The organism is Streptomyces sp. NPDC005820 (assembly GCF_040630255.1).
In the GTDB taxonomy this organism is placed as follows: domain Bacteria; phylum Actinomycetota; class Actinomycetes; order Streptomycetales; family Streptomycetaceae; genus Streptomyces.
Window position 1 is genome coordinate 67,340 of record NZ_JBEXXE010000030.1, and the last position, 23,221, is coordinate 90,560.

Sequence of the window (23,221 nt, forward strand, 5' to 3'; positions counted from 1 at the left end):
CCCAGCTTTGTCGCGGGAAGCCGCACGGTCCGGCTGGGGAACCCGTCTGCATGCTCCAACGGCGCGAGGGCCGCCGGGGTTCCCGTACGTCCTACAGGTCTGTGACCCGGTGGGTTCAGCCGCCGTAGACGTGGGGCGCGAGCGTACCGACGAACGGAAGGTTGCGGTACTTCTCGGCGTAGTCGAGGCCGTAGCCGACGACGAACTCGTTGGGGATGTCGAAGCCGACCCACTCGACGTCGATGGCGACCTTCGCCGCGTCCGGCTTGCGCAGCAGGGTGCAGATCTTCAACGACTCGGGCTCGCGCGAGCCGAGGTTGTTGATCAGCCAGGAGAGGGTCAGCCCGGAGTCGATGATGTCCTCGACGATCAGGACGTGCCGCCCCTTGATGTCGGTGTCGAGGTCCTTGAGGATCCGCACCACACCGGAGGACTGGGTGCCCGCGCCGTACGACGACACGGCCATCCAGTCCATGGTGACGGGGGTGGACAGCGCCCGGGCGAGGTCGGCCATGGCCATCACCGCGCCCTTGAGCACGCCGACGATCAGCAGGTCCTTGCCCTCGTACTCCGCGTCGATCTTCGCGGCCAGCTCGGCCAGCTTCGCGTCGATCTCTTCCTTGGTGATGAGCACCTGCTGGAGGTCGGCACCCATGTCTTTCGCGTCCACCCGCATCACTTTCGGTCGTCCCACCGGCCGGCCCGGACCCTCCGTGCGGAGGGTCGGGAATCAGCCTTGCCGAATCACCAGTCTGCCACCCTGCCGCTGGGCCACGACCTTGCCCGGGAGATTGATGGCTCCCTGGCCGCGCCAGCCGGTGATCAGCCGGTCGACCTCCTCGATGTGCCGCGCGAAGAGGGAACCGGCCGGCGCGCCCGCCTCGATGGCGGCGCGGCGCAGGATACGGCGGCGGACGGCGGGCGGCAGGGCGTAGAGCTTGGCGCACTCCAGGAGGCCGGTCGCGTCCCGTACGGAGTCCTCGGCGCGGCGGGCCCAGGCGTCGAGGGCGTCGGCGTCGTCGCGGGAGAGCTGGGCCGTCCGGGCGAGTGCCTCGACGACGCCCTTGCCGAGGGCCTTCTCCAGGGCGGGCAGGCCTTCGTGGCGCAGCCGGGAGCGGGTGTAGGCCGGATCGGCGTTGTGGGGGTCGTCCCAGACGGGCAGGGACTGGACCATGCACGCCTTGCGGGCGGTCTGCCGGTCGAGTTCGAGGAAGGGGCGGCGGTAACGGCCGCCGGCCCCCGAGACCGCGGCCATTCCGGACAGGGAGCGGATGCCGGAGCCGCGGGCGAGTCCGAGGAGGACCGTCTCGGCCTGGTCGTCGCGGGTGTGGCCGAGGAGGACGGCGGCGGCGCCGTGGCGCTCGGTGGCGGCGTCCAGGGCGGCGTAGCGGGCGTCGCGGGCCGCGGCCTCGGGTCCGCCGTCGCGGCCGACGGTCACGGCGGTGGACTCGACGGGGTCGAGGCCGAGTTCGCGCAGGCGCAGGACGACTTCCGCGGCGCGCAGGTCGGAGCCGTGCTGCAGGCCGTGGTCGACGGTGACGCCGCCGGCGCGGATGCCGAGCCGGGGGGCCTCGAAGGCGAGTGCGGAGGCGAGCGCCATGGAGTCGGCGCCGCCGGAGCACGCCACGAGGACGAGGGGTGCGGTCGGGCGGGTGTACGGCGCCGGTACGCGGGCGCCGGTGGTCGGGCCGGCGGGCCGGTGGTCGTTGAGGATGTCGTGGAGGACGCGGCGGACCGCCAGGCGTATCGCCGCGACCGCTGGATGGGGACCCATGTCCGGTTCCCTTCAAGAAGAGTTCGGGGGGTGAGCCCGAGGTCGGTCACTCAGAGTGTGTAGATGGTGACAGAACCGGGCCGCTCCCCGAGCATCGCACGCCTGTCGAGGGCTCACGGTCCCTCGGACGGGTGATTGGAGGGGCGTTTGCCTGCCGTGGGCCGCATTCGGCTCACGGTGTTCGGCAGGGGCGCGCGGTACGGGTCATGAGTCGGCCTTGCGGTGCACCCGCGCGACCCAGTCCGCGGGTTTGGCGATCTCGGCCTTGGTGGGGAGCGTGTTGGGGGAGGTCCACACGCGGTTGAAGCCGTCCATGCCCACCTCGTCGACGACGGACCGCACGAAGCGCTCGCCGTCCTTGTACTGGCGGAGTTTGGCGTCCAGGCCGAGCAGTTTGCGCAGGGCGACGTCCAGCCGGGAGGCGCCCTTGGCGCGGCGCTGCTGGAACTTCTCGCGGATCTCGGAGACGGTCGGCACGACGTCGGGGCCGACGCCGTCCATGACGAAGTCGGCGTGGCCCTCCAGGAGGGACATCACGGCGGTGAGCCGGGCGAGGATCTCCCGCTGGGCCGGGGTCTGCACGAGTTCGACGAGGGAGCGCCCGCCGTCGTCCTCCTCGCCCTCGGGGCGGCCTCCGGCGAGGGACTGGGCGGCGTCGCGGAAGCGCTCGAGGAAGGTCATGGGGTCGACGTCGGTCTCCCCCAGGAACGACTGGATCTCCCCCTCCAGGTGGTCGCGCAGCCAGGGCACGGCGGAGAACTGGGTGCGGTGCGTCTCCTCGTGCAGGCAGACCCAGAGGCGGAAGTCGTGGGGGTCGACGTCGAGTTCGCGTTCGACATGGACGATGTTGGGCGCGACGAGCAGCAGCCGGCCGCCGTTCTTGGCGCCGGCGGGGAGTTCGCGGGTGGCGGGGGCGAAGGTCTCGTACTGGCCGAGGACGCGGGAGGCGAGGAACGACAGCAGCATGCCGAGTTCGACGCCGGTGACCTTGCCGCCGACGGCGCCGAGGACCGCGCCGCCGGGGGTGCCGCCGCGGCGCTCCTGCATCTTGTCCAGGAGGGGTTTGAGGATCTCCCGGAACCCGGCGACGTTCGCCCGGACCCAGCCGGGGCGGTCGACGACGAGGATCGGCGTGTCGTGGATGTCCTCGGTGCCCATGCGGGTGAAGCCGCGGACGTGGTGCTCGGAGGCCTTGGCGTGCCGGCGCAGTTCCGCGACGACGGTCCGGGCCTCGTCACGGCTGACCTCGGGGCCCGGCCGCACGAGCCGGGTCGCGGTCGCGACCGCGAGATTCCAGTCGACCATCCCAGCAGATGCAGCACCACCGATGCTCGTCATGTGTCAACCGTACGTGCTCGGTCCCGGTTGGGGCAGGCCGCGAGGGCTTGATCAGGGATACGTCAGGGTCGGGCGTCGCTCACCGGCAGCCGCAGCCCGCCAGTGCCGTCGCGGCCTTGTCCAGGGCGGTCTGGGCGGCCGTCGGGTCGGTGGTGTCGGAGGTGAGCAGGGCGAAGGCGAGGAGCCGGCCGTCCTGGTCGACGACCGTGCCGGCGAGGGTGTTCACGCCGGTCAGGGTGCCGGTCTTGGCCCGGACGACACCGGCGGCGCCGTCGGCGTAGCGGGTGCTGAGGGTGCCGGTGAAGCCGGCGACGGGCAGTCCGGTGAGGACGGGGCGCAGTGCGGGGAGGCCGGGGTCGCCGGCCTTGGCGAGGAGGGTGGTGAGGAGGTTCGCGGTGAGGCGGTCCGCGCGGTCGAGCCCGCTGCCGTCCTTGAAGACGGCGCCGGTCACGGGCAGGCCGAGCTTCTGGAGCTGGGCGCGGACGGCCTTGCCGCCGCCGGCGAAGTCGGCGCGTACGCCGGTGGCGACGGCGGTCTGCCGGGCGAGGGCCTCGGCGATGTCGTTGTCGCTGTTGGTGAGCATGCGTTCGATCAGCGTGGACAGCGGGGGCGAGGAGACGGTGGCGAGCGTCTGCGCGCGCGTGGTGGCCTTCGAGGGGCCGGGGGCCGAGGACTTGATGCCGTCGGCCTCCAGGTAGGCGGCGAACTTGCGGGTGGCGTCGGCGGCCGGGTCGCTCACCCGGGTCGTCGGTCCGCTGGTGGAGTCGTCGGTGCGGCCCTCGTCGGCGCTCAGCGCGGTGACGGGGGCGAGGTTGGGGTTGACCCCGATGGGGTGAATCTGCGAGCCGGCGAAGAGGGTCGTGTCGTACGAGAGGGTCACCTGGGTGATGCCGCGCGCCTTGAGGGTCTTGGCGGTGGCCGCGGCGAGGGTGCGCAGTCCGGCCCAGCCCTGGGCGTCCTGGCGGGCGGTGAGGGTGGGGTCGCCGCCGCCGACCAGGACGAGTTCCTTCGTGTCGGGTTCGAGGGCGGCGCGGGTGGTGAGGCGGTGGTCGGGTCCCATCGCGGAGAGCGCGGCGACGGCGGTGGCGATCTTGGTGGTGGAGGCCGGGGTGAGCGCCGTGTCGGCCCCGGAGCCGTACAGGCGCTTGCCGGTGGCCACGTCGACGACGGCGGCGGTGTGCCGGGCGCCGAGGGCCGGATCGGCCAGCAGACGGTCCAGGACGGCCTTGAGACCGGTGGTGGTGGGCAGGGCGGCGGGGGCGTCCGGGGCGGACTTCACGGTGTCCGCGGCGCCCCCGAGGCCGGTGAGGACGGAGGCGGCGCTGGGGGCGGGGCGGGGCGCCCCGGCGGCGGTGGCGGACGTACGGGACGAATCGTCCTTACGGCCGTGATCTGCGCCACCCGTGCGGTCCAGGGCGACTGCCCGGTCGCGCTCGGCCGTACGCTGACCGGTGCCGTCCCAGGGGCCGGCGGCGGTCACCACGCCCGCGGCCAGCGCCAGACCTGCGGTCGCCGCACCCGCGGTGTACCGCCAGGAACCGGTGTGCGGACCGGCCTTCGTGATCCGCGCGAGCTGTGGACCGACCGCTTGCGTCAGCCGTGCGACCTGCGGCCCGGCGGCCGCCGCGGCGCGCGCGAGAGAGGGCCGTACGATCCCTGCGGCACGTGCCAGACGCGGTCGTACGGCGTCCGTGATCCGCACCACATGCGGTCTCGCGGCTCGCCAAGGCCTCAGCTCCGGCACGACCACCAGCCCCTTTCGCGATCACACACCGGCGTGAGGGACACTTAATCACCAGAACTATGTGCTGATCATGGAGGAGCCACCGGTGGAGTTCGACGTCACGATCGAGATCCCGAAGGGTTCGCGCAACAAGTACGAGGTGGACCACGAGACGGGTCGGATCCGCCTGGACCGTCGACTCTTCACCTCGACCGCGTACCCGACCGACTACGGCTTCGTCGAGAACACCCTCGGCGAGGACGGCGACCCGCTGGACGCGCTGGTCATCCTGGACGAGCCCACCTTCCCGGGCTGTCTGATCCGCTGCCGCGCGATCGGCATGTTCCGGATGACGGACGAGGCCGGCGGCGACGACAAGCTGCTGTGCGTCCCGGCGACGGACCCGCGCGTGGAGCACCTGCGCGACATCCACCACGTGTCGGAGTTCGACCGCCTGGAGATCCAGCACTTCTTCGAGGTCTACAAGGACCTGGAGCCCGGCAAGTCCGTCGAGGGCGCCGACTGGGTCGGCCGCACCGACGCCGAGGCCGAGATCGAGCGGTCGTACAAGCGCTTCAAGGACCAGGGCGGTCACTGACCCCCCGGCTTGATCACCCCGCGTCGAAGGGCCGTACGCACGCGTGCGGCCCTTTCGCGTGTCCGTACGCGTACTCGTGCGCATACTGAGGCACACGGAAGGCGTCGTTCAGGGAGCGTTTCTCAGTGACGGAGGCGGAGGACCGCAAGCCGCAGTCGGACGAGGCGAGGGGGCCGTACGACCCCGAGGTGACCTCCGAGTTCGCCGTGCCGGAGGGGGTGGAGGTCTCGCCCGCCCCGGAGGCGGAGGGCTCGGCGTTCAGCCGGCCGAGCACGTACAGCGCGCGCAGCGCCCCGGCCGCGTTCACACCCGCCGACGGGATCCCGGTGGTGAGTCTGGCCAAGGACGTGCCCTGGCAGGACCGGATGCGCACGATGCTGCGGATGCCGGTGGCGGAGCGGCCCGCGCCGGAACCGGTCGTGAAGGCGGAGGAGGGCGGTCCGGCCGTCCCGCGCGTGCTCGACCTGACGCTGCGCATCGGCGAGCTGCTGCTCGCGGGTGGGGAGGGCGCGGAGGACGTGGAGGCCGCGATGTTCGCGGTGTGCCGCTCGTACGGCCTGGACCGCTGCGAACCGACCGTCACCTTCACGCTGCTGTCGATCTCGTACCAGCCCTCGCTGGTGGAGGACCCGGTCACGGCGTCCCGGACGGTGCGCCGCCGGGGCACCGACTACACCCGGCTGGCGGCCGTCTTCCGGCTCGTGGACGATCTGAGCGACCCGGAGGCCCATGTCTCCCTGGAGGAGGCCTACCGGCGGCTCGCGGAGATCCGCCGCAACCGGCATCCGTATCCGACCTGGGTGCTGACCGGGGCGAGCGGGCTGCTCGCGGGGGCGGCCTCGGTGCTGGTCGGCGGTGACGCCGTGGTGTTCGTGGCGGCGATGGTGGCCGCCATGCTCGGCGACCGGCTGGCGTGGCTGTGCGCGGGGCGCGGGCTGCCGGAGTTCTACCAGTTCCTGGTGGCCGCGATGCCGTCGGTGGCGATGGGTATCGCGCTGACGCTGGCGCACGTCGACGTGGAGGCGTCCGCGGTCATCACCGGCGGGCTGTTCGCGCTGCTGCCGGGGCGGGCGCTGGTGGCGGGCGTCCAGGACGGGCTGACCGGCTTCTACATCACCGCCGCGGCCCGCCTGCTGGAGGTCATGTACCTGTTCGTGGGCATCGTCGTCGGGGTGCTGGTGATGCTCTACGTCGGCGTCCAGCTGGGCGCCCGGCTCAATCCCGACGCGGTCCTGGGCGGCAGCGACCGGCCGCTGTGGCAGATCGGCTCCTCGATGCTGCTGTCGCTCACCTTCGCCGTCCTGCTCCAGCAGGAACGTTCCACCGTGCTGGCCGTCACCCTGAACGGGGGTGTCGCCTGGTGTGTGTACGGCGCCATGCACTACACCGGCGAGATCTCGCCCGTGGCCTCCACGGCCGTCGCGGCGGGCGTGGTCGGCCTGTTCGGGCAGTTGCTGGCGCGGTACCGGTTCGCCTCGGCGCTGCCGTACACGACCGCGGCGATCGGGCCTCTGCTGCCCGGGTCGGCCGTGTACTTCGGGCTGTTGGCGATCGCTCAGAACGAGGTGGACAAGGGGCTGGGGTCGCTCACCAAGGCGGCCGCTCTGGCCATGGCCATCGCCATCGGGGTGAATCTGGGGAACGAGGTGTCGCGGTTGTTCCTGCGGATCGGGTCGGCGGAGAAGCGGAAGGCCGCGAAGAGGACGCGGGGGTTTTAGTGCCGGGCGGCCATGCGCCCGGTGCGTTCTGTGTCTGCGCGAGTGCGGGTGCGTCGTGGCTTGTCGCGCCCACGCGGCGGAGCCGCATATCGATACAGCCCCGCGCCCCTTCGGGGGCGCTGCTAGTAGCCCTGGTTCTGGTTGTGCGGGTACTGCTGCTGGCCGCCGTAGTAGTCGTTGCCGTACGGCTGCTGCTGGGAGTAGTAGTCGTGCTGCTGGGGGTGCTCCGGTTCGATGCGGCGGAGCTGGGTCGTCGCGTCGTCCATGACCGGGTACGTCTGCTGCTGCGGCGCGGCGGGCTGCTGGGGCGGGTTCTTCTTGGCCTGGGAGCGGGCCCTGAGGAACTCGATGACGATCGGGATCACCGAGATGAGGACGATCAGGATGAGGATCGCCTCGATGTTCTTCTTGACGAACTCGATGTTGCCGAGCCAGGAGCCGAGGAGGGTCACGCCCGCGCCCCACAGGACGCCGCCGATGACGTTGAAGACCAGGAACGAGCGGTACTTCATGCCGCTGACACCGGCGATGATCGGCGTGAACGTCCGCACGATGGGCACGAAGCGGGCCAGGATCAGGGACTTCGGGCCGTGCTTCTCGAAGAACTCGTGCGCCTTGGTGACGTTCTCCTGCTTGAAGAGGCGGGAGTCGGGGCGGCTGAAGAGGGACGGGCCCACCTTCTTGCCGAACATGTAGCCCGCCTGGTCGCCCAGGACGGCCGCGACGCAGATCAGCGCGACCGCGCCCCACAGCGGGAAGTCCAGCTGGTTCGAGGTGATCAGCAGGCCGGCCGTGAACAGCAGGGAGTCACCGGGCAGGAAGAAGCCGATGAGCAGGCCGGACTCCGCGAAGACGATGAGCAGCAGACCCCAGATGCCGAACGTGTCGAGCAGGTAGTTGGGGTCCAGCCAGCTCGGTCCGAGGGCAAGGGTCGTCACGGTTCCGGGCTCCTGAGGGGTGAGGGCGGTCGGTGCGGCGGCGGGACCGCCCCAAACTATCAACGCAGCGCCACAGGACCAGGTTCCCAGGGCTTTCCCCAGGATGCACTGTGCCCCTCCTCGGTCAAAGCTGTGAACATGGGCATCGATGAATTCGGCGGCGGCCAGGGGCCCCAGCCGGACGTACTGGTCGTCACCACCAACGACGTCCCCGGTTTCCGGGTGCAGGAGGTCCTCGGCGAGGTCTTCGGGCTGACTGTGCGCTCACGGCATCTGGGCAGCCAGATCGGCGCCGGCCTGAAATCGATGATCGGCGGCGAGCTCAAGGGGTTGACGAAGACCCTGGTGCAGACCCGCAACCAGGCCATGGAGCGGCTCGTCGAGCAGGCACGCTCACGGGGCGCCAACGCGGTGCTGATGTTCCGCTTCGACGTGAGCGAGGCGGCGGACGTGGGCACCGAGGTGTGCGCCTACGGGACCGCGGTGGTCGTGGCCCGGGACTGAGCCCCGGGCCGGGACGGGTGTCAGCCGTTCGAGGCGTGCCGGTCCGCGTTCGCCCGGATGGCCTCCTTCAGGTGCTCGGCGAGGCCGGGCCGCAGGGAGTCGTAGAACGCCTTGAACCGCTCGTCGGCGACATACGTCTCCCCCAGACGGCGGTGCATCTCGTACGGGCAGTCGAAGTACCAGGTGGAGATGTGCCGCCGGTGCTCCTCGGCCAGGTCCATCACCGGCCCGGCGGTGGACGGCTCGTCGGCGGCCATCAGGGCGACGTACCGCTCGTTCCAGGAGTCGACCTCGGCCTGGATGCGTTTCCAGTCCTCCTTGGTGTAGCGGGCGACGCGGCGCTGCGACTCGGCGTAGGTGTCGGTGCCGCCCCAGCGTGCCTCCGCCTCCTCCGCGTACCGCTCGGGGTCCTTGTCGCCGAAGACCTCGAACTTCTCCTCGGGTGTGAGATTGATGCCCATCGTGCGTGCCTCCATGGCGTGTTCGACGGCCGCCGCCATCTTCTGCAGCTTCTCGATCCGGGCGGTCAGCAGTTCGTGCTGACGGCGCAAGTGCGCGCGCGGGTCCGCGGCCGGGTCGTCGAGCAGGGCGGCGACCTCCTCGAGCGGGAAGCCGAGCTCGCGGTAGAACAGGATCTGCTGGAGCCGGTCGAGGTCGGCGTCCTCGTAGCGCCGGTGGCCCGCGTGGCTGCGGCCGCCGGGGACGAGCAGGCCGATCTCGTCGTAGTGGTGCAGGGTGCGCACCGTGACCCCGGCGAATCCGGCGACCTGTCCTACGGAGTAGCTCACGTCCTCCGCTCCCTTCCGTGTGCGTCCGTACGGGTTCCACGGTGCGTCCTCACGTCGCGTGAGGTGCAAGCGCGGACCGCGGGGGCCGGGCGGGCGTCCCGTCACAGGCTGTCACCCGTCCGGATGTCGTGTCCGTTTCGTCCGCTTATCGTGAGCTCGTGGCCCTGCCGTCCGCTGCGGACGGCAGTCGGAACTCCGGGCCGCCGTCACCCGTTCGACCCGTCAGGAGGCCCTCATGGCGTTGCACAAAGGTCCCGAGAAGCCCGACGAGCGCCCGCTGTCCCTGAACCCCTTCTACGGCGAGGCCAATCCGGTCAGCGGCATGACCGAGGCCCCGCCCAAGCACCGGCTGCCCGACAACCCGCTGGCGCCGATGGCGGCGTACGACCTGGTCCACAACGAGCTGATGCTGGACGGCAACTCCCGGCTCAATCTGGCGACCTTCGTCACCACCTGGATGGAGCCGCAGGCCGGGGTGCTGATGGCGGAGTGCCGCGACAAGAACATGATCGACAAGGATGAGTACCCGCGCACCGCCGAGCTGGAGCGGCGCTGTGTGGCGATGCTCGCCGATCTGTGGAACGCGCCGGACCCGTCCGCGGCCGTGGGCTGTTCGACGACCGGGTCCAGCGAGGCGTGCATGCTGGCCGGGATGGCGCTCAAGCGCCGCTGGAGCAAGCGGAATCCGGACTCCGGGACCCGGCCGAACCTGGTGATGGGGATCAACGTCCAGGTGTGCTGGGAGAAGTTCTGCAACTTCTGGGAGGTCGAGCCCCGGCTGATCCCCATGGACGGCGAGCGCTACCACCTCGACCCGCAGGCCGCCGCCGAGCGGTGCGACGAGAACACCATCGGGGTCGTCGGCATCCTGGGCTCCACCTTCGACGGGTCCTACGAGCCGATCGCCGAGCTGTGCGCGGCCCTGGACGCCCTCCAGGAGCGCACCGGTCTCGACATCCCGGTGCATGTGGACGGGGCGTCCGGCGCGATGATCGCGCCCTTCCTCGACGAGGACCTGATGTGGGACTTCCGGCTGCCGCGCGTGGCGTCGATCAACACCTCCGGGCACAAGTACGGACTGGTGTACCCCGGGGTCGGCTGGGCGCTGTGGCGCGACAAGGAGGCGCTGCCCGAGGAACTGGTGTTCCGGGTCAACTATCTGGGCGGTGACATGCCGACGTTCGCGCTGAACTTCTCCCGGCCCGGCGCCCAGGTGGTCGCCCAGTACTACACGCTGGTGCGGCTGGGCCGCGAGGGCTACCGGATGGTGCAGCAGACCACGCGGGACGTGGCCCGGGGCATCGCCGACAAGGTGGAGGCCCTCGGCGACTTCCGGCTCCTCACCCGGGGCGACGAGCTGCCCGTCTTCGCCTTCACGACCGCGCCGGACGTCACGTCGTACGACGTCTTCGACGTCTCGCGGCGGATGCGGGAGAGCGGCTGGCTGCTCCCGGCGTACACCTTCCCGCCGAACCGGGAGGACCTGTCCGTGCTGCGGGTGGTGTGCCGCAACGGCTTCTCGGAGGACCTCGCGGACATGTTCGTGGACGACCTCACCCGGCTGCTGCCGGAGCTGCGCCGCCAGCCGGGCCCCCTGGGCCGGGACAAGAGCGCGGCGACCAGCTTCCACCACTAGGGCCCTTCTGACGGATCTCCGCGGGAGAAGGAGCGGCGTCCGGTGCGTGCTCTGGGGGTCCCCCCTCTGGGGGAGTGCCGCGCGGAAGTCCTCGTAGCGGCGCTACTTGGGCTTTCGCGCGGTGCGGCGAGAGCACGCACCGGGGGTCGCGACGCCGCGGAGATCCGTCAGAAGGGCCCTAGGTGTATTGACCCGCAGCGTTGTTCACACGGCTGATCGGTGGGTGGCCGCCGAGTGCGGTGTGGCAGCGGTGATGGTTGTAGGTGTGCAGGAAGTCTGCCAGGGCCGTGGTGCGTTCGGCGTTGCTGGTGTAGGGCCGCAGGTAGGCCCATTCGTCGAGCAGGGTGCGGTTGAAGCGTTCGACCTTGCCGTTGGTCTGTGGCCGGTAGGCGCGGGTGAGTTTGCCGGCCGCGCCGAGGTCGGCGAGTGCCTGCTGCCAGGCGAGGCTCTTGCGGTAGGGCCAGGCGTTGTCGGTCAGGACCCGCTCGATGCGGTCGATGCCGCAGGTGGTGAAGAAGGCGGCGGCCCGGCGGAGGAAGTCTGCGCAGGTGGCGGCCTTCTCGTCGTCGTGGATCTCGCTGTAGGCCAGGCGGGTGTGGTCGTCGACGGCGGAGTGGACGTAGTCGAAGCCCATCCCGTTGCGGGCGGCCCGGCCCGCTTGGCGGCCCAGGACCTTGTGGCCGCCGCCGTCGGGGATGCGGCCGAGCTTCTTCACGTCGACGTGGAGCAGTTCGCCGGGCCGCTCGCGTTCGTAGCGGCGGATGGCCTGCCCGGTGGGCCGGTCCAGGAAGGCGAGCCGGTGCAGGCCGTGGCGGGTCAGGATGCGGTGCACGGTCGAGGCGGGCATTCCCAGGATCGGGCCGATGCGGGCCGCGCCGAGCTTGCGGGTCCGGCGCAGTTGGCAAGCGCGTGCCTCCACCGCCGCGGGGGTGCGGTGCGGAGTCGTGCGTGGCCTGCTGGAGCGGTCGGCGAGTCCGGCGTCGCCCTCGGATCGCCAGCGGCGGACCCACTTGTGGGCCGTGGTGCGTGAGATGCCCATTTCGGCGGCCACATGAGCGACGGGGCGCCCGGCACACACCCGTTCGACGAGCAGTCGCCTGCCGTGAACGGTCAGCCGGGCATTACGGTGGGACACGAAGACCTCCGTGCGGTGCGTTCCTAGACAGCTCCACCACACCGGAGGTCTTCGCCATGATCAAGCACCCCACGAGTGTCAACAACGCTCGTGATCAATACACCTAGGGCCTCAGGGCGTGCCGTCCGCCAGGACGTCGGTGAACGGGTCGCCCTCGCCCGCGAAGGTGTAGGCGCCGGTCTCGATGCGGGCGATCAGTCCGTGGGTCCACTCGGCCTCCGCGTCGGCCGTGTGGACCCAGAGGTTCATGATCTCGCCGATGTGGCCCAGCTGCTGGGGGCCGCCCGCGGGGTCGTAGTGCTCGGTGACGGTGGCGCGCCAGTGCTCGATGCGGCGGATCCGCTCCTTCAGCAGGGTCACGGCCTCGGCGCGGGGCAGGTCGACGACGAAGCCGATGGCCGCCGACTTGACGTCGGTCTTCTGGTCGTAGGAGGTCAGCGCCTCGCGCAGCAGACGGAAGTACTCCTCGGTGCCCGCCTCGGTGATCTCGTACTCGGTGCGCGGCGGGCCGCCGGCCGTGGAGGGGGCCGTCTCGTGCTCGTGCAGCAGCCCCTGCTTCGCCAGCTGCCGCAGGGCGTGGTAGATCGACCCCGGCTTGGCGTTGGACCACTCGTGAGCGCCCCAGTACTCCAGGTCGCCGCGGACCTGGTAGCCGTGGGCCCGCCCGTGCAGGCGCACCGCGCCCAGCACGAGCAGACGGATCGCTGACATGGGCCCCAGGATATGACCCGGGGCCCAGGGGCCGGCGTCAGGGCGTGTGCGCGCCCTGGGCTCAGAAGGGGAACCGGCTGCGGCCGTGCTGCACCGAGATCCACTTGGTGGTGGTGAAGGACTCCAGGGTCGCCTCGCCGTTGAGGCGGCCGACGCCGGAGTTCTTCTCTCCGCCGAAGGGCACGATCGGCTCGTCGTGGACGGTGCCGTCGTTCACATGGAACATGCCGCTGTCGACCTGCTTGGCGAAGGCGACGCCCCGCTCGACGTTCCCGGTGTGGACCGCGCCGCTGAGGCCGTACGGGGTGTCGTTGACCAGGCGCAGCGCCTCCTCCTCGCCGTCGAAGGGGACGAGGAAGACGACGGGGCCGAAGACCTCCTGCTGGAGCAGGGCGGAGCCGGCCGGGACGTCGGTGAGGACGGACGGCTGGACGAGGTTGCCCTCGGTGGTGCCGCGCAGCAGGGCCGTCGCGCCCTCGGCGAGCGCCTGCTCGACGACGGAGGTCAGCGACTCCGCCTGCTGGGAGTTGATCACCGGGCCGATGACGGTCTCCGGGTCGCGCGGGTCGCCGGCCTTGAGGCCGCGCACCTTGGCGACGAACTTCTCGGTGAACTCGTCGGCGAGCGAACGGTCGACCAGGACGCGGTTGGCGGCCATGCAGACCTGGCCCTGGTGGACGTAGCGGCTGAAGACGGCCGCGTCGACGGCGTAGTCGACGTCCGCGTCGTCGAGGACCACGATCGCGCTGTTGCCGCCCAGTTCGAGGACGGAGCGCTTGAAGTGCGAGGCGCAGACGGTGGCCACGTGGCGGCCGACCTTGTCGGAGCCGGTGAAGGAGATCACGCGCGGGATCGGGTGCTCGATGAAGGCGTCGCCGATCTCCGCGATGTCGGTGACGACGACGTTCAGCAGACCGGCGGGCAGCCCCGCGTCCTCGAACAGCTTGGCGACCAGGGTGCCGCCGGCGATCGGGGTGTTCTGGTGCGGCTTGAGCACCACGGCGTTGCCGACCGCCAGGGCCGGGGCGACCGACTTCACGGACAGCAGGAACGGGAAGTTGAAGGGGCTGATCACGCCCACGACGCCGACGGGCACCCGGTAGAGGCGGTTCTCCTTGCCGTCGACCGGCGACGGGATGATCTTGCCCTCGGGGCGCAGCGCCAGACTGACCGACTCCCGCAGGAACTCCTTGACGAGGTGGAGTTCGAAGGCGGCCTTCAGCCGCGTGCCGCCGAGCTCGGCGATGATGACGTCGGCTATCTCCTGCTCGCGCTCCTCGACCAGGCGCAGCGCCCGCTCGAATATCGCGCGGCGGGCGTAGGCGTTGGTCTCGGCCCACTCCTTCTGGGCGCGGGCGGCGGCACGGTAGGCCTCGTCGACCTCGTCGACCGTGGCGATGGTGATCGAGGCGAGCTTCTCGCCGTCGTAGGGGTTGAAGTCGATGATGTCCCAGGACCCCGTCCCTGGACGCCACTTCCCGTCGATGTACTGCTGCGCCAGGTCCGTGAAGTAGGACGACATGTGATCCCTCAATCCCCTGCTGCGATCGACGTCACGATCTGATCACGCGTCATCGTACGTGTGTTTCAAAGGGGTTGGGGTCTTCCCCGGTTTCTCGAGGGGAAACCCTCAGGAACCGGCCACGGGAGGGGTCTACGACAGCTGGATCAGGCCACGCAGCAGGTCCCGGCTCTCGTCGGGGCCGGGGCTGTCCTGCTGGAGCTCCTTCAGCGCGTGCTCGTACTGGGCGACGTCCTCGGGCTTGTCGAGATAGAGGGCGCTGGTGAGCTGCTCCAGGTAGACGACCTCCTTCAGGTCGGACTCCGGGAAGCCGAGGATGGTGAAGGAGCCGGACTCGCCGGAGTGCCCGCCGAAGCTGAACGGCATGATCTGCAGCCGTACGTTGGGCCGCTCGGAGATCTCGATCAGGTGCTGGAGCTGACCGCGCATCACCTCGCGGTCGCCGTAGGGCCGGCGCAGGGCGGCCTCGTCGAGGACGATGTGGAAGTCGGGGGCGTTCTCGGCGACCAGGTACTTCTGCCGCTCCAGGCGCAGTGCCACGCGCCGGTCGATGTCGGCGGCGCTCGCGCCCTTCATGCCGCGGGAGACGACGGCGTGGGCGTAGGCCTCGGTCTGCAGCAGACCGTGCACGAACTGCACCTCGTAGACACGGATCAGCGAGGCCGCGCCCTCCAGGCCGACGTAGGTGGGGAACCAGTTGGGCAGGACGTCCGAGTAACTGTGCCACCAGCCGGCCACGTTGGCCTCGCGGGCGAGTCCGACCAGGGCCTGGCGCTCGATGTCGTCCGTGATGCCGTACAGCGTCAGCAGGTCTTCGACGTCACGGGTCTTGAAGCTCACCCGGCCCAGTTCCATCCGGCTGATCTTCGACTCCGACGCCCGGATGTGGTAGCCCGCCGCTTCCCGCGTGATTCCGCGTGCCTCACGCAGTCGCCGTAGTTGCGAGCCGAGCAGCATCCGCCGCACCACCGATCCGGGCTCTCCCGCGCTCACGTTCGCCAGCCTCCCCAACGGTCCTCTGCGCCCGCAGTCTGCCACTAAAACACTTCGAGCAGTACTCGTCCGATTACAGAGATGGAAAGAAGCCAAAGGATACGCACAGAGCGACGCAGGGGAAGGGTGAGGAGAAAGCAAGGGAACGGGCCCCGAACGACGAGAAGATGGCGGAAAAAATGGCCAAGAAGCGGTACGGGCGGGTCCATTTCGGTCACGTGCACGTGCATCTGCCCTTGCATCCGCCGTGCGCATCGGAAACCATGGTCTCGCGCCACCGCTGCATCGCAACGACCGCGAATCCCGGGAGTGCCTCGCATGGGGACGAATGGATCGACCATGCTCGAGCCGTTACGGCAGGGCCTTCCGCCGCTTGATCCCGCGGCCGTGTCCAACGCTGCGTCCTGCGCACTGCCCGCCCGCTTCGAAGCGGTGCGCGAGGCCCGGCAGTTCACCAGAAGAACCCTCGCACAGTGGGACGTCGGCGATCGTTTCGACGACATCTGTCTGGTCGTCTCGGAGCTGGTGACCAACGCCCTGCGGCACGGAATGCCCGAGGCCGCTCCGCTCCCGGCGGACCAGAACCCGTCGGTGCGGCTGCATCTGATGCGGTGGACCGAGCGGCTGGTGTGCGCGGTGCGCGACCCCAGTCACGACAGCCCGCTGCCCCAGGAGGGCGAGGACTTCTCGGCGGAGTCGGGCCGCGGTCTGTTCCTCGTCGACTCCTTCGCCGACGGCTGGGGCTGGCACCCGCTGTCGGGCAGCCTCGGCGGCAAGGTGGTCTGGGCGCTGTTCCGGCTGCGCACGCCCGCCGAATGACGAACCGCGGCGCTCTTCGGCGCCGCGGTTCTACGCGCGTTGTGACCCCGTTGACGCAGGTTTGACCCCGCGGGATGCAGGTGCGCCCCCGCGGCATGGGCGGCCGGTGGATCAGCTCGCGATCAGATGGTCGAACTCGCCGTCCTTGATACCCAGCAGCATGGCCTCGATCTCGGCCCGCGTGTAGACGAGCGCGGGACCGTCGGGGAAGCGCGAGTTGCGCACGGCCACGTCTCCGCCGGGCAGTCGCGCGAACTCCACACAGGATCCTTGCGAGTTGCTGTGCCGGCTCTTCTGCCAGGCAACCCCGTACAGCTGTGTGGCCGTCATGCCGTTGTACACGTCGTGCCCCCCGTCAACGTGGTGGTCCACAGGTCGCTCCCTGGTGGTGCACTGGCTCGTGTGGCCATTGGTGCCGTGGTCAACTGTCCCGGATCATAACCCCGTTCATGTGCAGTTGCATGAGCAGATGCACGTGCACGCGGGGTGGTGGCGCGGTTACAGCGTTGACGAGCGCTTTACCTGACCGGGAAGTAGTCCGGATCGAACCACTCGTGCACTAGGAACAGACGCTCTGCGCGCCCGTCATGTTCCACCGGCACCCCTCACCAGCACCTTTATCCTCCGTTTCGTGCGGTCCTGGAAGGCGGACGCGAGGAGTCCGGTCCATCCGGTGGACGTACCTCCGGACGTGGGGGTTCCGCGGGCCCCGCCCGGAGGATCCGGAAATGGCCCTGACCGGGCGGAGCGGGCGCGGAAAGCACTCGCCCCCGTGCAGGACCCTGAGGGTCGTACACGGGGGCGAATCCGGCTGGACCGGAGGAGACTGTCCCCTCGGCCGTCCGGCCGATGCGCGAGGAGAGCGGTGTCCAACCGAAGGGGACGGAGCGACCGGCTCCTCTCGTACAGGTGCGGTCGCCGTCGGCTCAGCGGTTGCCGTAGGGCAGCAGCGCCATCTCGCGCGCGTTCTTGATCGCACGGGCCAGCAGTCGCTGCTGCTGGGCGGAGACTCGGGTGACCCGTCGGCTGCGGATCTTGCCCCGGTCGGAGAGGAACGTCCGCAGCAGATCGGTGTCCTTGTAGTCGATGTGGACGACACCGGCCCGGTCGAGGGGGTTGGGGCGGGACTTGGCGGGCTTGCGGTCGGGCTTGCGGGGCACGGGTCAGACCTCCAGGAGGGTGTCGAAGGCGGGCGGGAGCCGCTTCCAGGCGTCGCGGCCGCCGGCGTACTCGGCATCGGTGAGCAGACAGGACTCCAGCAGCCGTTCGAGCCCGTCGCGGTCGAGGCCGGGGGACGTGAAGACCAGGTGCTGGCAGCAGTCGCCGTGCTCGGGGTGCCAGTCCAGCGCGGCGGCGGCCCGGCGGATCGGCGGGACCAGTTCCCAGGCCGCGTCCGGGAGCGCGGCGAGCCAGGGGCCCGCCGACTCCACGCACAGGGCGCCGCCCGCCGCGTCCCAGTGCAGCAGCACATCGGGCTTGTCGGCGAGCCAGAACCGGCCCCGGCTGCGGGCGGCGGCGCAGGTCAGGTCCTCCAGCGCCGCGTACAGCCGCTCCGGGTGGAAGGGGCGGTTCCGGTGCCATACGAGGGTGGCGACCCCGTGCGCGTCGGCCTCGGCGGGGAGCAGCGCGCAGGCGGGGTGCTGCGCGGCGGCGGCCGACTCGACGTCGAAACCGGCGAGGGCGGCCGCCGCCAGCTCGGACGGGCGAGGAGAAGTGCCGGATGCATATGCACGTGCTGATGCATCCGCCGTACCCGCCGCACTCGCCGGCTCCCGCAGGGCCACCGGATCCCCCGGGCTCCTCGGATCCCCGGAGCCCGCCGGATCCCCGGGGTGGCCGCCCGGGACGGGGATCCGGCGGGCGGTCGGGTGGAGCTGGGCGAGCAGCTCACGGTCCTCGTCGTCGGCCTCCGGGGAGTCGACGACGGCCAGGACGGGGGCGTACTCCAGCTGGCGGGCGAAGGTGTCGGCGACGGTCCGCCGGTCGGTGGCGGCCGCGGCGAGGCCCACGTCGGCGAGGTCGTCGCCGTTGCCGAGGCAGGGCAGCAGCAGCGCGGGGTCGACGGCGGTGATCACCGCGGTGACGGTGAGGCCGCCGGCCACGACCACCTCGGTCATGGCCTTGGGCTCCACGGAGTCCCACAGCTCGACGATCGCGAGCCGGGTGGTGCCCTCGTCCTCGAGCCGGCGCAGCTCGGGGACCAGGTCCGCGCGCAGGGCGCAGCAGGCGCAGTCGTCGATCAGGGGCGCCCGGCCGGCGGAGCGGACTCCGCCGGCGTCGCGGACGGTCCGCAGGACCGTGCCGGTGGCGGCCGTCGACAGGTCGTGGTGGAGCACGACGGCGCCCGGGACGTCGGCGAGCAGGCGCGCCACCGTCGCCCGGCGGGCGTCGGCGTGCAGCCCGCCGACGATCACGACGGACAGGCTCACGAACCGCCCCGCTTCCCGTACCGGCGCTCGAAGCGCTCGACGCGGCCGGCGGTGTCCAGGACGCGGGCGGTGCCGGTGTAGAAGGGGTGGCTGACGTTCGAGATCTCGACGTCGACGACCGGATAGGTGTGGCCGTCCTCCCACTCGATCGTCCTCCCGCCCGCCGTGGCCGACAGGGTGGAGCGGGTGAGGAAGGTGTAGTCCGCGGCACGGTCACGGAAGACGACGGGACCGTAGGCCGGGTGGATCGTCTCGCGCATGGTCAGCGCTCCTCTCGGAAATCGACGTGGCGGCCGGCGACCGGGTCGTACTTCCTGAGGGTCATACGGTCCGGGTCGTTGCGGCGGTTCTTGCGGGTGACGTAGGTGAAGCCGGTCCCCGCCGTGGACCGGAGCCTGACGACCGGGCGGAGTTCGTTGCGTGCCATGCTGGTACCTTACTGAAAATGACATCCATTAGCGATAGCTGTCGGAGAGAGGTACGTCACCCATGTCCGCGCACTGCATGCTGACCGGGGCACAGCCCGGATTCGGCAACCGGATCTCGCACTCCCACCGGCGGACGTCCCGCCGTTTCGACCCGAACATCCAGTCCAGGCGGTACTGGCTGCCCAGCGAGCGGCGTCAGGTACGGCTGCGGCTGAGCGCGAGGGGCGTCAAGACGGTCGACGCGATCGGCGTCGAGGCGGCGGTGGCGCGGATCCGCGCCCGAGGCATCCGGGTCTGAAGGGGCTGAACGTCAGATGGCGAAGAAGAGCAGGATCGCGAAGAACGAGCAGCGGCGGGAGATCGTCGCGCGGTACGCCGAGCGGCGGGCGGAGCTGAAGGAGATCCTCCGGCGGCCCTCCTCCACGGAGGCCGAGCGGCTGGCCGCCCGGCGGGAGCTGCGCCGACAGCCGAGGGACGCGAGCGCCACGCGCGTGCGCAACCGGGATCAGGTGGACGGGCGCCCGCGCGGGTACGTCCGGGCCTTCGGACTGTCCCGGGTGGGGCTGCGGGAGCAGGCGCACGCGGGGTATCTGCCGGGGGTGCGGAAGGCTTCCTGGTAGGTCACCCGACCGTCCGACGGGTCACAGGTGCGGCCTGGAAGGTCACAGGCCGTCCTCAGGGTTCTGCGCGGGCCTGCTGGTAGCTTGCTGCGGTCTTCCCCGTCCGGCCCGTCCGGCCCCTCCGGCTACAGCTTGGGAGCTTGCAGTGACTTCGGCGATCTACTCGCGCGGTACCTCCCGTCGGCCGGTGCGGGCCGTGGCGGCCGTGGCGGCGCTGGCGGGCGCGCTCGCGCTGACCGGGTGCGGCGGCGGGTCCGACGACGACGGCTCCTCGGCGATCCCGTCCGCCAACGCCGCCACGGCGACCGCAGGCACCGGCGGGACCGGCAGCGGGTCGGACGGCGCGACGGCCGCCGCGTCGAGCGAGCTGGAGGGCAACTGGCTGACCACGGCGGACGGCGACTCCGTCGCGCTGATCATCACCGGGAAGCAGGCCGCCCTGTTCGCCACGGGCGGGACCGTGTGCAGCGGGACCGCCAGTGCGTCGGCGGGCATGAAGATGATCTACCTCAAGTGCCCGACCGGCTCGAAGGACCGGACGACCGGCATGGTCGACTCGGTCGACGGCGAGACCATGAAGGTGACCTGGTCGGGCGCGGCCGGCAAGGAGACGTACACCAAGGCGGAGAATGGCAAGCTGCCTTCGGGGCTGCCGACGGCCGGGGCGGGCTCCTGACCGGGCGGCCGGAGCACGCGGCACCCGGGGAGTGCGGGCACGGGTGGGGGCGCGCGGCGGGGTGCCGCGCGCGTGCGTGATGATCGTTCCAGCACCGCCACAGACCTCAGGGGACCACTCATGCGCGCCGTTCCGATCACCGTCACCGCCCTTGCCGCCGCTCTGCTGCTCACCGCCTGCTCCCGCGGCGACGACAGCGGCTCGGACGACACCGGGAGCAAGGCCTCCGCTTCCGCCGGCACAGCCGCCGGTTCGGCCTGCTCCTTCGACGGTCTGGGCCAGGAGGTCGGCCCGGTGGACGCCGCCCCCGCCGCCGGGGACACCGGCAACGTCACCGTCACCCTCACCAACAAGGGCGCCGAGTGCACCCTGGACGGCTTCCCGACCGTCGGCCTCTCGGCCGGCGGCGACCCCACGAGCGTGCCGCAGGACCCGGCCGCCCAGAAGCAGAAGCTGACCGTCCCGGAGCAGGGCACGGTCACCTTCACGATCACCTACGTCCGCGGCGAGAGCGGCGACAAGAGCCTCGCCGTGAAGACGGCGGAGTACAGCCTGCCGGGGTCCGACAAGAGCGAGAGCTTCCCCTGGTCCTACGGCGACGTCTCGCTGAAGAGCGCGGGCGCGCCGGACGCCTCGGTGGGCGCCTTCACCCAGGCGGGCGACTGACGCGCTCGGGCCGCCGATCCACGGCCCTCACGGGAGCCGCGGCCGGGACGCGACCTGCGCCCGGTCGGCGGCCTCGGCTCCCTCGGTCCAGCCCGCCTCGTCGGTGACACCGCGCAGCCGGGTGGTGACCGTGTCCGGGAACATCCGGTCGGTGGCGGCCGTGACGGCGACCTCCCGGGTGGCGAGGACCGGGAGCAGATCCCTGCCCGCCTCGCTCTCGGTGGCGGCCGCGACCTCGGCGAGCCGCGCCCCCACGCGATGGGCGTACGCGGCGAGGAAGGACTGCCGGAAGGTCTTGGTCCGCTTGCGCCCGCCGGCCCGCTGGGCGGCCTCCGCCTTCGCCATCGCCGACTGGGCCTGCACCAGGAGCGAGGTGTAGAGCAGCTCCACCGCCGCCAGATCGGCCTCGAAGCCGACGACCGTGGAGAAGCCGAAGGGTTCGTTCCAGACGGCACGGCAGTGGTTGGCGTCCGCGACCGCGTCCAGCAGCACCGCCTTGGCCTGCTCGTACGGCGGCTCGACCCCGATCCGGCAGGCGGCGGGCGCGTCCGGGTCCGGGGCCCGGGCGTCGAGCAGCGCCTCGTCGACGCTGTGCCGGGCCATCAGCTCCTGCGCCTTCGCGGTGAGCGCCTCCGCCTCCTCCGGGAAGCCGGTGGCCTCCGCCTTGGCGAGCAGCGCGCGGATCCGGGTGAGCATGCGGGAGTCGGAGCCCCGGCCCGGCCCCGGCCGGGGCTCCTGGAGCGGTTCGAGGGCGGGCAGGCGCAGCAGCAGGCGGTAGAGCTCCAGGACCGTGGTGGCGTACGAGAAGCGGTCCGTGCGGGGCGGGGCCTCGGCGGGCAGTTCGGCGAGCTGCGCTGTCCAGCGGGGGCCGCGTGCCTTGTCGTCCGGTGCCTGGGCGTGGATCAGGGCGGCCAGCACGCGCACGTGGACGTCCTCCAGCTCCCTCCGCACGAGCCGTACGACGTCGGCGGGCTGCCAGCCGCGCCGCCAGGCCGCCGCCACGAACTCCCTGCCGCGCCGGTCGAGTTCGGTGTCCGCCGAGGGGTCGGCGGCGAGGACGGAGGCGCCCGTGTCGAGGGCGGTGTCCGCGGTGTCGTAGAGGGCGGCCTGGAAGGCGGTGTCGACGGTGCTGCTGCTCACGGGTCGATCGTGCCACGCGCGCGTGGCGGAGAAATACGACACTGACAACCCGAGGTTGACAGCGAGGGGGTGTCAACTTACGGTTGACACATGACGACGAACCCCGACATCACGTCATCCGTACGCCTCGACGAACTCATCGCGGCCATCAAGAAGGTTCACCGGGAACCCCTCGACCAGCTCCAGGACGCGGTGATCGCCGCCGATCACCTCGGTGAGGTGGCCGACCATCTGATCGGACACTTCGTCGACCAGGCCCGTCGCTCGGGCGCCTCCTGGACCGACATCGGCAGGAGCATGGGGGTCACCCGGCAGGCGGCGCAGAAGCGGTTCGTGCCCAAGGAGTCGGCCGACCTCGACCCCAGCCAGGGCTTCAGCCGCTACACCCCGCGCGCCCGCAACGTCGTGATGGCCGCCCACAACGAGGCCGTCGCCGCCCGCAACTCCGAGGGCCGCCCCGCGCACCTGGTGCTCGGCCTGCTGGCCGAACCGGAGGGGCTGGCCGCCAAGGCGATCACCTCGCAGGGAGTCCTCCTGGACACCGTGCGCCAGGCCGCCGGCGCCGCGCTGCCGCCCGCCGCCGAGGAGGTCCCGGAGCTGGTGCCCTACGGCTCCGACGCCAAGAAGGTCCTGGAGCTCACCTTCCGCGAGGCGCTCCGCCTCGGCCACAACTACATCGGCACCGAGCACATCCTGCTGGCCCTGCTGGAGTTCGAGAACGGCACGGGTGTCCTGTCGGACCTCGGCATCGACAAGCCCGCCACGGAGGGATGGATCGCACAGGCCCTGACGAAGCTCACGGTGGGACTGCCGGACCAGGACTGAGGGGCGGCCTGGGGCCGAGACCGCTGGGCGGGCCTGGGCCGAGACCATGGGCCGGCCTGGGCCGAAATCAAGGGCCGGCCTGGGGCTGACCGGGGCCGACCGGAGCGGGCCGGAGCGGCCGGTGGAGAGCTGGCCGGGAGCGGCGGGGGCGGCCGATGGGCGGGAGACGCTCCGACCGACGGGCGGGAGACGGGCCGGCCAAGAGCCGGGAGACACTCCGACCGACAAGCGGAAAACGGG

Annotated in this window: 26 protein-coding genes; 10 read left to right on the top strand and 16 right to left on the bottom strand. The window is 71.2% G+C overall.

Going from position 1 to position 23,221, the window contains the following annotated elements:
- Positions 1-115: 115 nt before the first annotated feature.
- From hpt to dacB, 4 genes are all read right to left on the bottom strand, one after another.
- On the bottom strand, positions 116-676 hold the full coding sequence (gene hpt / locus ABZ464_RS32535; protein WP_359282957.1) for a hypoxanthine phosphoribosyltransferase: 561 nt from the start codon (positions 674-676) through the stop codon (positions 116-118).
- A 54-nt stretch (positions 677-730) separates the two neighbouring features.
- Positions 731-1,774 carry a tRNA lysidine(34) synthetase TilS gene (gene tilS, locus ABZ464_RS32540; protein ID WP_359282850.1) on the bottom strand — a complete coding sequence of 348 codons (1,044 nt, stop codon included), beginning with the start codon at positions 1,772-1,774 and terminating at the stop codon, positions 731-733.
- Positions 1,775-1,978: 204 nt separating this feature from the next.
- The gene (locus tag ABZ464_RS32545; RefSeq protein WP_359282853.1) at positions 1,979-3,112 is read right to left on the bottom strand and encodes a zinc-dependent metalloprotease; all 1,134 of its coding nucleotides are present in this window, start codon (positions 3,110-3,112) and stop codon (positions 1,979-1,981) included.
- Positions 3,113-3,191: 79 nt separating this feature from the next.
- Positions 3,192-4,817 carry a D-alanyl-D-alanine carboxypeptidase/D-alanyl-D-alanine-endopeptidase gene (gene dacB, locus ABZ464_RS32550; RefSeq protein ID WP_359282960.1) on the bottom strand — a complete coding sequence of 542 codons (1,626 nt, stop codon included), beginning with the start codon at positions 4,815-4,817 and terminating at the stop codon, positions 3,192-3,194.
- A 124-nt stretch (positions 4,818-4,941) separates the two neighbouring features.
- Between dacB and ABZ464_RS32555 the strand changes: the two genes are divergently transcribed.
- Complete coding sequence (locus tag ABZ464_RS32555) at positions 4,942-5,433, top strand: inorganic diphosphatase (RefSeq protein WP_055637912.1); 492 nt, start codon at positions 4,942-4,944, stop codon at positions 5,431-5,433.
- A 125-nt stretch (positions 5,434-5,558) separates the two neighbouring features.
- Complete coding sequence (locus ABZ464_RS32560; protein WP_359282856.1) at positions 5,559-7,151, top strand: threonine/serine exporter family protein; 1,593 nt, start codon at positions 5,559-5,561, stop codon at positions 7,149-7,151.
- Between the two features lie 122 nt (positions 7,152-7,273).
- Here the strand turns inward: ABZ464_RS32560 and ABZ464_RS32565 are convergent, their stop codons facing one another.
- A complete protein-coding gene (locus tag ABZ464_RS32565; protein ID WP_359282858.1) occupies positions 7,274-8,089 on the bottom strand; it encodes a VTT domain-containing protein in 816 nt (271 codons plus the stop codon).
- Positions 8,090-8,227: 138 nt separating this feature from the next.
- Between ABZ464_RS32565 and ABZ464_RS32570 the strand changes: the two genes are divergently transcribed.
- The gene (locus ABZ464_RS32570) at positions 8,228-8,593 is read left to right on the top strand and encodes a YbjQ family protein (RefSeq protein ID WP_359282859.1); all 366 of its coding nucleotides are present in this window, start codon (positions 8,228-8,230) and stop codon (positions 8,591-8,593) included.
- A gap of 20 nt (positions 8,594-8,613) precedes the next feature.
- Here ABZ464_RS32570 and ABZ464_RS32575 read toward each other — a convergent pair whose 3' ends face one another.
- Entirely contained in the window at positions 8,614-9,381 is a 768-nt protein-coding gene (locus tag ABZ464_RS32575) for a MerR family transcriptional regulator (RefSeq protein ID WP_359282861.1), read from the bottom strand.
- A 235-nt stretch (positions 9,382-9,616) separates the two neighbouring features.
- Between ABZ464_RS32575 and ABZ464_RS32580 the strand changes: the two genes are divergently transcribed.
- Positions 9,617-11,017, top strand: coding sequence for a glutamate decarboxylase (locus ABZ464_RS32580; RefSeq protein ID WP_359282864.1), 1,401 nt, complete (start codon positions 9,617-9,619; stop codon positions 11,015-11,017).
- A gap of 178 nt (positions 11,018-11,195) precedes the next feature.
- On the opposite strand, the gene ABZ464_RS32585 is transcribed toward ABZ464_RS32580, so the two are convergent.
- From ABZ464_RS32585 to ABZ464_RS32600, 4 genes are all read right to left on the bottom strand, one after another.
- Positions 11,196-12,152 (bottom strand): IS481 family transposase, encoded by a 957-nt coding sequence (locus ABZ464_RS32585; RefSeq protein ID WP_359282867.1) that lies wholly within the window; start codon positions 12,150-12,152, stop codon positions 11,196-11,198.
- A gap of 111 nt (positions 12,153-12,263) precedes the next feature.
- Positions 12,264-12,863: a PadR family transcriptional regulator gene (locus ABZ464_RS32590; RefSeq protein WP_359282870.1), complete on the bottom strand. Its 600-nt coding sequence runs from the start codon at positions 12,861-12,863 to the stop codon at positions 12,264-12,266.
- Positions 12,864-12,924: 61 nt separating this feature from the next.
- Positions 12,925-14,385, bottom strand: a complete 1,461-nt coding sequence (locus tag ABZ464_RS32595; protein WP_359282873.1) for an aldehyde dehydrogenase family protein — start codon at positions 14,383-14,385, stop codon at positions 12,925-12,927.
- 132 nt (positions 14,386-14,517) lie between these two features.
- Complete coding sequence (locus ABZ464_RS32600) at positions 14,518-15,342, bottom strand: helix-turn-helix transcriptional regulator (protein ID WP_359282963.1); 825 nt, start codon at positions 15,340-15,342, stop codon at positions 14,518-14,520.
- 354 nt (positions 15,343-15,696) lie between these two features.
- Here ABZ464_RS32600 and ABZ464_RS32605 point away from each other — a divergent pair, with 354 nt between their 5' ends.
- Complete coding sequence (locus ABZ464_RS32605; RefSeq protein WP_359282875.1) at positions 15,697-16,197, top strand: ATP-binding protein; 501 nt, start codon at positions 15,697-15,699, stop codon at positions 16,195-16,197.
- Positions 16,198-16,308: 111 nt separating this feature from the next.
- Here the strand turns inward: ABZ464_RS32605 and ABZ464_RS32610 are convergent, their stop codons facing one another.
- From ABZ464_RS32610 to rpmG, 5 genes are all read right to left on the bottom strand, one after another.
- Positions 16,309-16,527, bottom strand: a complete 219-nt coding sequence (locus tag ABZ464_RS32610) for a DUF397 domain-containing protein (protein ID WP_052183895.1) — start codon at positions 16,525-16,527, stop codon at positions 16,309-16,311.
- Between the two features lie 596 nt (positions 16,528-17,123).
- Positions 17,124-17,357: a 30S ribosomal protein S18 gene (gene rpsR, locus ABZ464_RS32615; protein ID WP_359282878.1), complete on the bottom strand. Its 234-nt coding sequence runs from the start codon at positions 17,355-17,357 to the stop codon at positions 17,124-17,126.
- Between the two features lie 3 nt (positions 17,358-17,360).
- On the bottom strand, positions 17,361-18,626 hold the full coding sequence (locus ABZ464_RS32620) for a GTP-binding protein (protein WP_359282880.1): 1,266 nt from the start codon (positions 18,624-18,626) through the stop codon (positions 17,361-17,363).
- A complete protein-coding gene (locus tag ABZ464_RS32625; RefSeq protein ID WP_359282883.1) occupies positions 18,623-18,886 on the bottom strand; it encodes a type B 50S ribosomal protein L31 in 264 nt (87 codons plus the stop codon). The genes ABZ464_RS32620 and ABZ464_RS32625 overlap by 4 nt, the downstream gene beginning before the upstream one ends.
- A 2-nt stretch (positions 18,887-18,888) precedes the next feature.
- Complete coding sequence (gene rpmG, locus ABZ464_RS32630; RefSeq protein WP_007383717.1) at positions 18,889-19,053, bottom strand: 50S ribosomal protein L33; 165 nt, start codon at positions 19,051-19,053, stop codon at positions 18,889-18,891.
- A 62-nt stretch (positions 19,054-19,115) separates the two neighbouring features.
- Between rpmG and rpmB the strand changes: the two genes are divergently transcribed.
- The 4 genes from rpmB (at position 19,116) to ABZ464_RS32650 (ending at position 21,016) form a co-directional block, all read left to right on the top strand.
- Entirely contained in the window at positions 19,116-19,352 is a 237-nt protein-coding gene (rpmB, locus tag ABZ464_RS32635) for a 50S ribosomal protein L28 (protein WP_359282886.1), read from the top strand.
- Positions 19,353-19,368: 16 nt separating this feature from the next.
- Positions 19,369-19,674 (top strand): 30S ribosomal protein S14, encoded by a 306-nt coding sequence (rpsN, locus tag ABZ464_RS32640; RefSeq protein WP_359282890.1) that lies wholly within the window; start codon positions 19,369-19,371, stop codon positions 19,672-19,674.
- Between the two features lie 145 nt (positions 19,675-19,819).
- On the top strand, positions 19,820-20,350 hold the full coding sequence (locus tag ABZ464_RS32645) for a hypothetical protein (RefSeq protein ID WP_359282893.1): 531 nt from the start codon (positions 19,820-19,822) through the stop codon (positions 20,348-20,350).
- A gap of 120 nt (positions 20,351-20,470) precedes the next feature.
- Positions 20,471-21,016: a DUF4232 domain-containing protein gene (locus ABZ464_RS32650; protein ID WP_359282896.1), complete on the top strand. Its 546-nt coding sequence runs from the start codon at positions 20,471-20,473 to the stop codon at positions 21,014-21,016.
- Between the two features lie 27 nt (positions 21,017-21,043).
- Here ABZ464_RS32650 and ABZ464_RS32655 read toward each other — a convergent pair whose 3' ends face one another.
- Positions 21,044-22,156, bottom strand: a complete 1,113-nt coding sequence (locus tag ABZ464_RS32655; protein WP_359282898.1) for a DUF2786 domain-containing protein — start codon at positions 22,154-22,156, stop codon at positions 21,044-21,046.
- 90 nt (positions 22,157-22,246) lie between these two features.
- Between ABZ464_RS32655 and ABZ464_RS32660 the strand changes: the two genes are divergently transcribed.
- Positions 22,247-22,981: a Clp protease N-terminal domain-containing protein gene (locus ABZ464_RS32660; protein WP_359282899.1), complete on the top strand. Its 735-nt coding sequence runs from the start codon at positions 22,247-22,249 to the stop codon at positions 22,979-22,981.
- Positions 22,982-23,221: the final 240 nt, after the last annotated feature.